Annotated in this window: 11 protein-coding genes; 4 read left to right on the top strand and 7 right to left on the bottom strand. The window is 70.1% G+C overall.

Annotation, left to right across the window (positions count from 1 at the left end):
- Positions 1-310: response regulator transcription factor (locus ACIRU3_RS38630; RefSeq protein WP_404066949.1), on the top strand; the 310-nt coding region annotated here is incomplete at its 5' end.
- Positions 311-576: 266 nt separating this feature from the next.
- Here ACIRU3_RS38630 and ACIRU3_RS38625 read toward each other — a convergent pair.
- From ACIRU3_RS38625 to ACIRU3_RS38605, 5 genes are all read right to left on the bottom strand, one after another.
- On the bottom strand, positions 577-2007 hold the full coding sequence (locus tag ACIRU3_RS38625; protein WP_404066947.1) for an MFS transporter: 1431 nt from the start codon (positions 2005-2007) through the stop codon (positions 577-579).
- A 220-nt stretch (positions 2008-2227) separates the two neighbouring features.
- Entirely contained in the window at positions 2228-2863 is a 636-nt protein-coding gene (locus ACIRU3_RS38620; RefSeq protein WP_404066944.1) for an isochorismatase family protein, read from the bottom strand.
- A gap of 43 nt (positions 2864-2906) precedes the next feature.
- Positions 2907-3533, bottom strand: coding sequence for a chorismate mutase (locus ACIRU3_RS38615; RefSeq protein ID WP_404066942.1), 627 nt, complete (start codon positions 3531-3533; stop codon positions 2907-2909).
- A 405-nt stretch (positions 3534-3938) separates the two neighbouring features.
- Positions 3939-5333, bottom strand: a complete 1395-nt coding sequence (gene zwf / locus ACIRU3_RS38610; protein WP_404066939.1) for a glucose-6-phosphate dehydrogenase — start codon at positions 5331-5333, stop codon at positions 3939-3941.
- Positions 5334-5704: 371 nt separating this feature from the next.
- Complete coding sequence (locus ACIRU3_RS38605; protein ID WP_404066936.1) at positions 5705-6367, bottom strand: YoaK family protein; 663 nt, start codon at positions 6365-6367, stop codon at positions 5705-5707.
- 834 nt (positions 6368-7201) lie between these two features.
- On the opposite strand from ACIRU3_RS38605, the gene ACIRU3_RS38600 reads away from it, so the two are divergent.
- Positions 7202-7687 carry a universal stress protein gene (locus tag ACIRU3_RS38600; protein WP_404066934.1) on the top strand — a complete coding sequence of 162 codons (486 nt, stop codon included), beginning with the start codon at positions 7202-7204 and terminating at the stop codon, positions 7685-7687.
- A gap of 151 nt (positions 7688-7838) precedes the next feature.
- On the opposite strand, the gene ACIRU3_RS38595 is transcribed toward ACIRU3_RS38600, so the two are convergent.
- Complete coding sequence (locus tag ACIRU3_RS38595; protein ID WP_404066931.1) at positions 7839-8360, bottom strand: putative immunity protein; 522 nt, start codon at positions 8358-8360, stop codon at positions 7839-7841.
- Positions 8361-8999: 639 nt separating this feature from the next.
- Between ACIRU3_RS38595 and ACIRU3_RS38590 the strand changes: the two genes are divergently transcribed.
- Entirely contained in the window at positions 9000-9584 is a 585-nt protein-coding gene (locus ACIRU3_RS38590) for a TetR/AcrR family transcriptional regulator (RefSeq protein WP_404066929.1), read from the top strand.
- An 85-nt stretch (positions 9585-9669) separates the two neighbouring features.
- On the top strand, positions 9670-10650 hold the full coding sequence (locus ACIRU3_RS38585; protein WP_404066926.1) for a zinc-binding dehydrogenase: 981 nt from the start codon (positions 9670-9672) through the stop codon (positions 10648-10650).
- Here the strand turns inward: ACIRU3_RS38585 and ACIRU3_RS38580 are convergent.
- Complete coding sequence (locus tag ACIRU3_RS38580; RefSeq protein WP_404066923.1) at positions 10637-11095, bottom strand: TIGR02391 family protein; 459 nt, start codon at positions 11093-11095, stop codon at positions 10637-10639. The two genes, ACIRU3_RS38585 and ACIRU3_RS38580, sit on opposite strands and share 14 nt — an antisense overlap.
- Between the last annotated feature and the right edge of the window lie 145 nt (positions 11096-11240).

Below are 11240 nucleotides of genomic sequence, written 5' to 3'. Positions count from 1 at the left end.
ACGCTCCGAAGTCGTCGACGCCGTCCGCGCCATCGCACGCGGACAGACCGTCGTACCACCCGAAGTGACCGGCGGCCTCGCCGACGAAATCCGCATGAGACGAACCCAGAACACACCCGCCCTCAGCGAACGAGAACACCAAGTCCTCAACGGCATGGCCCGCGGACTCTCCATCCCCCAGATCGCCCAAGAACTCTTCCTCGGCACCAGCACCGTCAAAACACACGCCCAACGCCTCTACGAAAAACTCAAAGTCTCCGACCGAGCCGCAGCCGTCGCCGAAGCCATGCGCCGCGGCCTCCTCGAATAACCCCCCACCCCCAACAACCCCCCACCACCAACAACAAACCAGCCACACAACACGGTCAGGGGACAGCGCGGCGAGCAGGCGTGGTGAGCGGACGGCGCGGTGGGGGTTTCCTTGCCCGCTTCTGCCTTCCCCGGCCGCCGGCAGCGGGACTCGGGAGGACGGGAAGAGGACGAGAAGGCAAGAGGGCGGAGAGGGGAAGAGGAGGGGTGAGGGGGGATGCGGGCGGGCGCGGGTGGGGAATGCGGGTGGGGAATGCGGGCGGGTGCTCAGCGGACGGCGGGTCCGGCCCGGCGGGCTGTCCGGCGGGCCGCCCGCGAGCCGAGGACCGTCACCGTCACGACGCCGAGAACCGCGAGCAGGCCCACGGTGACCGTGCCGGACCAGCCGCCCGCGTGGAAGGCCGTCGCGCCGACCGTGCTGCCGGCGCTGGAGCCGATGTAGTACGCCGACTGGTACAGGGCGGAGGCCTGGGCCCGGCCGTGAACGGCCCTCTTGCTGACCGCCGACGAGGCGATGGCGTGCCCCGCGAAGAAACCGGCGGTGATCAGGACCAGACCCAGCACGACCAGCGGAAGGGACTGGGCCAGGGACAGCAGCAGACCCGAAGCCGTCGTACCGCCCGCCAGGTACAGCGCGCCCCGCCGGCCCAGCCGGCCCACCAGCCGGCCCGCGGTCGACGCCGAGACCGTGCCCACCAGGTAGACCAGGAAGACCGAGCCGATGATGCCCTGCGGGAGAGAGAACGGCGCCTCGCTCAGGCGGTAGCCGATCACCGTGTACACGCCGCCGAACACCGTCATGAACAGCGCGCCGGTCACGTACAGGCGGCGCAGCAGCGGATCGGAGAGATGGTCACGGACCGTGCCGAGCAGGACACGCGGGCGCAGGGAGCCCGGTGTGAAGTGCCTGGGCGCCGGCAGCAGCAGCCAAAAGGCCAGGGCGCAGGCCACCGCGATCACGCCGATCACACCGACGGCGACCCGCCAGCCCCACTCCTGCGCGACCCAGCCGCTGATCACCCGGCCGCTCATCCCGCCGAACCCGTTCCCGGCCACGAACAGGCCGACCGCCGACACCAGTGCCCCAGGCTGGACCTCCTCAGCCAGATACGCCGTCGCCGAAGCCGGCACACCCGCCAGCGCAGCACCCTGCACCGCCCGCAGCACCACCAGCGTGCCGATGGAGGGTGCGAAGGGCACCAGCAGGCCGACGCCCACCGCGACCGCCAGCGAGGCCGTCATCACCGTACGGCGGCCGAAGCGCTCCGACAGGGCGCTCATCGGCAGCACGAACAGCGCCAGAGCGCCGGTGGCCGCCGCCACCGTCCAGCTCGCCTCGCTCGCCGCCACCCCGAACTCGCCGGAGATCAGCGGCAGCAGGGCCTGCGTGGAATACAACATCGCAAACGTCGCCACACCCGCAACGAAGAGAGCCACACTCATCCGGCGATAACCGGCAACACCCGGAGCCAACCGACAACCGGCCGCACCCGCAGAACCGCCAGGAGCGGCCCCCGCACCCGCAGGAGCAGCGCCCGGACCCGCAGGAGCGCTCCCCGGGGCGGTGGGAGCGGTACCCGGGGCGGTGGGAGCGGCGCCCGGGGCGGTAGGTGCGGCGCCGAGGACAGTGGGGGCGGTGCCCGGGGCGGCGGGTGCGGTGCCGGGGGCGGTGGGTGCCTGGGGGTCGGTGAGAGACATGCTCCGACCGTAGGAAGCACCGGACCCATCCGTCCAATGTATGGTTCTGCCCTAACTGTTCCAGTGGTGCATCAGTGGAGGATGCCGGGCCGCCCGTCGCGGACGCCGTGACGCAGCAGACATCCCGGCAAAGGAGCCCGGCCCGGCAGCCGCTTCCCCGCGCGGCCCGGCCTGGCAGACCGCACCCGCACGGCAGACCCCGCATGGCGGGTGCCGGGTTTCAGCGGGCGGGCTGTACCCGGAGCAGGTCCTCACCGGCCAGAACGCGCCCGCTCATGGTGGCGATCAGGTCCAGGGCCGCAGCGTGACGGCGGGCCGTGTAGTCGGCCGTGGCGTCGAAAGCCACGAACGTCTGGATGTCGCGGGCGACCGCGTCCAGGCTCGTGGCCAGGATCCCGTGGCTGGCGTAAACACCGATCACGATCAACTGATCACAGCCCCGCCGGCGCAACTCCGTCTCCAGATCGCTCGCATAGAAGGCGCTGTAGCTGCGCTTGGCGATGCGGGTGACATCAGCCGCGGCGAGCCTGGGCAGGGCGACCTGGGCGGCCTGGGCGGGGGACAGGCCCATCCCCCAGCAAGTGCCCAGCAGCCCGCGCTGGGTGAGGTGGGAAGCCGGGCGTGGGCCGCTGGCCAGGACGGGGACCTGGTGGTCATCGGCCCAGGCCAGGACGCGCGTCGCCTGTGTGAGAAGGAAGCGGCGGGCCTGCGCGGAGAGCGGGTGGAGGTAGTGGGGCTGCAGATCGTGGGCGAGCAGCGCCGTCCGGGTGGGTTCGATGTCCCACGACGGGCCGCCGCAGTGGCCGCGCAGGCGGGCGACGTCGTAGTGCTCGGGCTGGACGACAAAGGCCGTCATGGGTGCCTCGCTGTCGTGACTGCGGGTGGTGGTGCCAGGGCTGTCAGGCCGGGCAGATGCGGGCGAGGGCCTGGTCGAGGCCGCCCTGGTGGACGGCGTCCAGGCCCATGGCGCGTACGGTCGCCGCCTTGTACCGGTTCAGTGCCGCGCCGCACCCCGGACGGGTAAGCAGGGGCTGGGCCTGCTGGATGGCGGTGAGCAGCCGGCTGTCGATGCGGTCCAGGACCGGGCGGACCTGGACGGCGAGGTCGGGGCGCTGGGTCGGCCGCTCGGCGGGCCGGGCTCGCCACTGTGCGTAGAGTGCCCGCTGGACGGCCTTGTTCGCCGTGATCTGGTCCTCGAAGATCCGCCGGACGGTGGCCTGGTCGATGCCGAGCCGGGCGGCCTTGGCGCTCGCGCTGTCCAGGACGGCCCGTTCCCGGGCCGGGTCGTCGACGGGCTGGGGGGTGCCCCATTTCGCCGCGGCGACCGTGTCCGCGGTCTTCACGCGCTCACCGGCGAGCCTGACCAGATTTCCCAGGGCCTGCTCGGCCGTCGCGTCGCCGGCCACGGCCGTGCCCGCCCGGGTGGGGCCGCTGCCCGCGGCACGAAAGGAGCCGCAGGCCACGAGGGCGGCTGCCGCGACACCGGCCAGCGCAAGCATGGCGCTCTGACGTCGGATGGCACTCATGAGATCTACTATCCGGTCCCGCGGCGCACCAGGCAGTTCCCCGTTCGGCTGACGCGCAGGGTGACCTCAAGGACCGTAAGGAAGGTACGACCGGCCCGAAAGCACGGACTGCGGGCAGGGCGGGGGGATCGGCGGCACTTCGCGCGGCCCGGCGCCAGCGGCCGGCGCGACGGCCCCGCTCTGGTGTTCAGCCAGCCGGGCGCCGTGACGGGCGGCATCCTGGCGCGCCGCCGGAGCGGCAGTATCCGCCGCGCCGGGCAAGGGCCGCGCCTCGCCGGTCCCGGGGGCCGGATGGACACCTCGCCCGTCCCGGGGGGGCCGGACGGGCGTCGCGTCGATCCCGGGGGCCGACGGGTGCCTCACCGGTCCGGGGGGGCAGAGCGGTGTCGCGTCGGTCCGGGGGTGTCAGCGGGGGTCGGTGGACAAGGGCAGCCAATGCCCCTCACGGGTCAAGCCGTCCGCGGCCGCCGGGCCCCAACTGCCGGGTGTATAGGGGTGAGGGCCAAGGGGTGTCTGCAGTACGGGATCGACGATGCGCCAGGCTTCTTCGACGGTGTCCTGGCGGGCGAAGGTGCGGACCTCGCCGGAGAGTGCGTCGGCCAGGATGCGTTCATAGGGCGCTTCCATGGGCCCGAGCGCTTCGGCGAGATCGACCGAGACACGGACCGGGCTGGTGGTATCCGTCTGCCCGCGCGATTTCGCCTGCAGGTCGAAGAGGACCGCAGGATCCGGCTGCAGCCGGAAACGGACGATATTTGCCTCCGGCCGCCCCGCCGTCGGCGACAGGAACAGCATGCGCGGGGGCCGGTGGAACTCGACGGCTATCTCCGTGGCCGTGGCGGCCAGGCTCTTGCCCGCCCGTATCGCGAAAGGCACATCGGCCCACCGCCAGTTGTCGATCCACAGCCGCACCGCGACATAGGTCTCGGTGACGGAATCAGCGGCCACGCCCGGCGTGCCCAGGTATCCCCGGTACTGGCCCAGTACGGCGTCGTGGGGCGAGAGGGTGCGCACACAGCGCAGCACACGGGGCTTCTCGGCGCGCTGGGCCTCGGCCGAGGCCTGGGCGGGAGGCTCCATCGTCAGGTAGGCAAGGACCTGCAGCAGATGGTTCTGCAGCACATCCCGCACCGTGCCCACCGCGTCATAGAAACTGCCGCGGCCCTGGACACCGAACGCCTCGGCCATGGTGATCTGGACCGATGCCACATGGGACCGGTTCCACACCGGCTCCAGAAGACTGTTGGCAAAACGGAAGGCCATGATGTCCTGCACGGCGTCCTTGCCCAGGAAGTGATCGACCCGCCTGAGACGGCCCTCCGGGAAGTACTGCAGCAGCTCACGATTCAGCCGGCTGGCCGAGGCATGGTCACGGCCGAACGGCTTTTCCACCACCAGACGGCCACGGCCCGCCAGCCCGGCCGACGCAAGCCCGTGCGCGATCTGCTCGAACAGTGCCGGAGGAACGGCCAGATAGTGCACGGCGAAGACATCCGGCCCCAGCTGGCGTCCGATACGACGGTAGAGGTCCTGCTCCTCCATGTCGCCGTTGACCAGCGTGATCTGTTCCGCCAGCGCCTGACTGGCCTGCTCGTCCCGTGTCTCGTAGGCCGCGGCAATACTGTCGCGTACCTGAGCCTGGAACTTGCCCAGTGTGTCCTCGGCCCTGCTCACCCCCACGACCGGGACATTCAGCAGACCACGCCGCGCCAGCCGGTACAGCGCCGGGATCAGTTTCTTCCGCGCAAGGTCACCCGTGATCCCGTACACCACGAGGGCCTGTCCGGGTGTGAAAGGCATACCGCTCCACCCTTCTGCCCGGCGCCGCCTCGCCATCCGGCTCAGGTCCTGACTCCCGGTCGGCACGGCACGCCGACGATGTGATCTTCCTGCCCCACCCTCTCCCACCGTACGTGTGAGGGTGCAGCGCCGCCATGCACACCCCGGCCGCGACACCACCTGACCACCCACACCCCCACACCGCCACCGCCCCGCCACCCCGCCACCCCGCCACCCCGCGGCAGCCAAAGCCGCCGGGAATCCGGCGAAACACCGGGACACCGTGAAAACAGGGGGCAGATCCGGCCCCGCCACGACTGCAGCACCCGGCCGGTCTCCGGCCCTTTTCACGGCGGCACCGGCCCGCGCCGCACAGCGGACAGGAACGAGAGTCAGCGCACGGCCTCGCGCAGCCTGCGCGCCACGCGCTCCTCATGCACGAAAAGGGCCAGCCCCACCGCCAGCACAACGCACGCCGCCCAGACCGCGCGCACCCCCCAGGCAAGAGTCAGCCAGCCACCGCCGAACGCCCCCGCGAGGAACGCGAGGATCACCCCGGCGAACTGGCCCGCCCGGCGCCTGGCGTCTGCGTCCCGGCCGGCCACCGCCGCGTACGCGTTCTGCATGGCCGAACGGAGATTCCCTGTGGTCATCGTGCTGTTGTAGACCGAGTCGACAAGCGTGCGGAAGGTGGACATCTGCACCGAGGCCATGAACGCGACAAGGACGGTGACGAGTGCGTCCGGCGCACTCGCGGGGATCAGGCCGACCACGGCCAGCACGACAAGTTCCAGCACCATGGCCGCGCAGGCCGGCCAGCGCAGCACTGCCGCTACCCGCGGCCGCTGCAGCGTCTCGGCGACCAGCACACCGGCCACGAAGGCAAGAATCGACGGGACATGCTCCAGTGCCTCCCGCCAGTGCCGCTGCGCGGCCGCGATACCCAGCAGAACGACATTGCCGCTCTGCGCATTGGCGAACACTCCCCCACGGCTGATGAAGGTGTACGCATCCAGACCACCGCCGACCAACGCCAGCAACACCCCCAGACGCACCGAGCGGACCGTCCCCGACGCAGCAGCCGAACCGGCAGAACCCACAGGCCCCGCAGGACCGGCAGGACCAGGTTCGGCAGGACCGGCAGGACCGACAGGTTCAGGCTCGGCAGGACCGGCAGTACCGGCAGGCTCGGCAGAACCGGGACCGGGTGCGGGACCGGGTTCCTCGCCCTCGCCGCCCCGGGAGTGCGGTGTGGCGTCCGGCATGCCTGCACCTCCACATTCCCGGCCCGCCCGCGCTCCCCGCCCGGCGGCCCGATCGTGCACGTCCAAACTCATCGTCCGTCTCACCGCACCACCGCGATACGACGCTTCACCGCCGGCCGCGACCGGCCGACCGTCGCCGGCCGTCTTTCCACGCGCCCGGACGCCTCCCGGGGCCAGGAACATCCGCCCCCAGCCCGACGCCCACCCCGGGCCGGGAGTAACCGCTCCCCTGCTGCGGCGAGGCTGGCCGGCACCGGTTCACCCCGCCCGAGCACCGGGAGGAGACGACAGCACGTCATCCACCCCCCGTCGAGCGAGGGATTTTCCGCGTCCCAAGAAGCTTCGGCGTAGGCGCGGAGACTGCCTGATCACCCCTACCCAACAGGTGACTGCGCTGTCCTGCAAAACGAACGCAAGACCCGCCGGCGGGGCATGCCGCCGCCGACGTCGAAGGCGCCGGGCCCCCGGGCCGCCCGCGCCGGCGGCCGCGGTGGCCCCGAACAGGAGACGACACCAAAGTCATCCACCCGTTCCTCCACATGCAGGACCCGCCGCATCACGGGCCGGCCCTAGCGTCGTGACAGCAACCGTCCGAGCCCGCTCAGCAGGTGAAGCGAGAGTGTCATGCCAAACGAACGAAACCATCACCAAGGACGCGTCATCGTCGGCGTCAACCACCACGAGAGGGGCGTCGCCGCACTGCGGTACGCGGCCGAAGAAGCCAGCCGGCGCAATGCTGTCCTCGTGGCCGTCACAGTGTGGAGCCCCTACGGAGGCGACATCGTCGAGCGCACATACCCCTGCCCCGAACTGGACACCTCGTACAAGGCAACGGCACAGAACATACTCGACACCGCCTGCGAACACGCCGGCCTCCCCGACGACCTGACAGTAGAACACCGAGTGGAACGCGGCCTCCTCGGCCCGGTCCTGGCCGACCTCGCCCACCGCCCGCACGACCTGCTGGTCATCGCCCAGCACCACCGACAGGCATTCGCCCGGCTGCGTCCCGCAGCCGACCGATACTGTCTGCAGCACGCAACAGCACCCGTACTCATCATCCCCCCCGACTGGACCTCAACCACCACCCACCCCTCAGTGGCAGCCTGACACCGACACCACCCTGTGGCGCGGCGTCGAAATTGCCGACGAAGACGGCGTTCACGATGCCGATGAACCCTGACGGCGACGCCCCGCCGTTGGTGTTCCGGCGGGGCCGTCGTCGGTGAGGTGTCGTCTTCTTCGGCTAGGTGCCGGTGGATCAGCCTCCGCAGTCAAACACCGACCAGCAGATGTCGTTCCGCAATCGCTGGTCGTCAACTACGAGTTCGCGAATCGCTTCCGGGAGCTGGTCGCGCTGCCACTGGCACTCGAGCCGTCCTGCAGCCTCGCTCTCGCCCTTTGGAGCGGCAGCGCGTGCGGCCTTGATCGCATAGGCAGCCGCACCGAGCTCGTGCGCGGCAACGTGTGCGACGACTGCGGCTTGGCCGGCGGCATAGGCGGCATGCCGTGCTGCGCCGTGCAGGTCTCGGGCCGCACCCATTGCATGGCCGCCCGCCGCGCGGGCCTGCATCATCTTGACCTCGCCACGCACCCAGGCGCGGGCATGCCCGATCGCCTGGCGCGGCCGTGGGTCCTCTGGCTGAGCCGACTCGAAGAGGTCAAGGACGTGCTCCGCGCAGGCTGCCGCCCAAAGGGCGAGGAGATGGTGATCCGAATCGGTGAGGGTGCCACCGCGGCGGATCGTCACGAAGCGACGGTCCCTGACCTTGGGGAGGATCATGGTTGGCATTCCTTCCTGCTGGTATGAAGCGAAGCCTGCAAACCCGGTGCTCGGTCCGCAAGCCCGGCTGCCACATCCCGGCCACACGGGACGAGCTGTCAGTCGGGGACCACCTCGCTCACGGATGCACGGGCGGCGGCCTCGTCGACGAGGCTCTTGCCGGTGGCGAACGCGGCGAGGAGGGCCCCCAGGGACAGGTTGTTGACCGCCCCGGGGGTAGCCGCGCGAGGTCGTGTGGATCAGCGTGTGGGCGTCCTCGGTGAACAGCTGATCAAGCCTTCCGGCGATCTTCAGGTGGTGGGCGACGTAGCCGGTCGTCTCCTTGGACCGGTTGGTCATCGCTGTCAGGGCCGCCTGCGGCGTTGCTGTGCGATGAGCGGCGCGCACTGAGCGGCTCCGCCCGGCTTGCAGACGGGCTGGCCGGCCGGCTCGGGGATGGCGGTGACGGTTCCAAGGGCGTCGCGCTACGGACCGGGCCGACGATGACTCCCACACCCACGAGGCGGCTCCGCCCGAGCCGGCCGACGTGCTGACCCCGGGGTGAGCCGAGGTGGCGTGCGATCGGCCGGTACAGCAGTCGACAGAAGGCGGGGTGGTGCCGGGCTTGTTCTTGAATGGTCACTCATGTATTTTCGTGCCATGCCCCGACCACGAGAGTTCGACCCTGACGCCGTGCTGGACCAGGCCATGCTGCGGTTCTGGTGGCAGGGCTATCGGGCCACCTCCATCGAGGATCTCGTGAGGGCGACCGGGGTGAAGCCCGGCAGTCTCTACAGCGCGTTCCCCGGCGGCAAGCGCACACTGTTCCTGAAGTCGCTGGAGCGGTATTCCAAGTTGGTCGTTCCTCAGAAGCTGGGCGAGCTAGCGGCGCCCGGCGCCTCACTGGCCGCGCTACGCGGCTACTTCGACGGATTGGTGAGCGACCTGCTCAGTCCGGAGGGTCGCCAGGGGTGCCTGCTGGTGAACACCGCGATCGAGAACGCGGCCGAGGACGACGAGGCCGCCGCCGTCGTACGCGGCCACCTGGCCCGCCTGGAGCAGTGCATGGCCACAGCCCTTCGCAACGCTCGTGACGCCGGCGAGGTGCGCGCCTCGGTGGACCCGGCCGGCAACGCCAAGCTGCTGGTTGCGACGTGCCAGGGGCTGATGGTTGTAGGGAAGGCCAATCCCGACGAGACGGTACTGTGCGCCATCGCCGACAACGCCTTCGCCGTCCTCGCCTGACGGCTCCACCCAGGGGCCACCGCATGCGGTGGCTCTTTTTTCGGACCCAATAGTTGAATCATTATTCAAGAATGGAGCCTGATCCATGAAGGCCATCGTCATCTCCGTCTACGGCGCTCCCGAGATGCTGCACATCACCGACCTGCCCGACCCCGTGCCCGCGCAGGGAGAGGTGCTGATCCGGGTCAAGGCATTCGGCCTCAACCACGCCGAGGCATACATGCGCGCAGGCACCTGGGGTGATGTCGCGGCCGTCCCGGGGATCGAGTGCGCCGGACTGGTCGAGGCCGACCCCTCGGGCCAACTCGCCCCCGGAACCCGAGTCGTGGCGATCCTCGGCGGCATGGGCCGCACCCGAAACGGCAGCTACGCCGAGCTGGTCACCGTACCGGCCACCAACGTAGCCGCGGTGAACTCGTCACTGGGATGGGCCGAGCTGGCGGCGGTGCCCGAGGTCTACGCGACAGCGTGGAACGGGTTGTTCGACAACCTCGACCTGCGCCCCGGCGAGCGGGTCCTGGTGCGCGGAGCGACGTCCTCCCTTGGCCAGGCCGCCGTCAACCTCGCCGTCGACCACGGCGCGAGAGTACTCGCGACCACCCGCAACCCCGCGCACGCGCCGCTCCTGAAGGAACTCGGCGCCGAGGACGTCCTCATCGACGACGGTCACCTGGCCGCCCAGGTCAGCAGGAGCAACCGCACCGTTGACGCGGTGTTCGATCTCGTAGGCAACAGCGTCCTGCGCGACTCCCTGGCCACGGTCCGCCCCCGCGGCCGGGTCTGCCAACTCGGCTTCCTCGGGGGCTTCGAGCCGGTACGCGACTTCAACCCGATCACCGATCTTCCCACCGGCGTACAGCTCAGCTTCTTCGGCAGCGCCTTCGTCCTGGGCAGCCCCGATTTTCCGCTCGCTGACGTTCCATTGGACGCGATCTACTCCAAGGTCGAGTCAGGAGCCTTGCCGGCAAGGCCGGCGCGGATCTTCCATTTCGACGAGATCGTCGAAGCGCACCGGGTCATGGAAGCAGGTGACGCGCTTGGCAAGATGGCCGTCATCGTCGACTGAGACACCCGCCCTCCCTTGCCGGAGTCGGCCAGCCGGCCAGCCGGCATGGCCACACCAAGCCGCCTGCGCCTCGTTGAATGATCTCAGCCGCTTCGATCGGGTCGTCAAAGTTGACGGTGCGATGGCTGGCCGGGTTCTTGTACGCGCCCATCGCGCCGGCGAACAGCGCGGAAGCGGCCTCCTGCTCACCACCCTCAGCTTCCGCATCGGCAAGTGGGCCACCGGCCTTGCCGTTCTGGTGCGGCTGGAACGCCGCGCGCATCAACTTCACGCCGACCAAGGAGTTGTCGAGCCCGGAAGCGTCCCGGACCGCAACTTCGACCGCCTTCATCGTGGCGAAGCAGGCCGTCTCGTAATCACCCAGGGCGAAGTTGGTACGCACCGTGTCTTCCAGCGCCGGGTGCAGCGAGCCGGACAATCGCTCGAGGGCCTCGAGCCGCTTCATGACAGGGGTGCGGGGTCGAAGTCATCCGCCATGGCTTCGACCTCGAACCCCTAGTAGGACTCCGTTAGGTCTGTCTTGATCTTGGTGTGGGTCTGCTGGGCAGGGGTTGGTGGCAGGTGGTGCAGGTGCCGGTCCAGCAGTTCAG

Source organism: Streptomyces sp. NPDC101151 (genome assembly GCF_044768335.1).
In the GTDB taxonomy this organism is placed as follows: Bacteria; Actinomycetota; Actinomycetes; order Streptomycetales; family Streptomycetaceae; genus Streptomyces.
The sequence above is the reverse complement of the archived record's forward strand: the minus strand, read 5'-3'. Positions and strand labels throughout refer to the sequence as shown.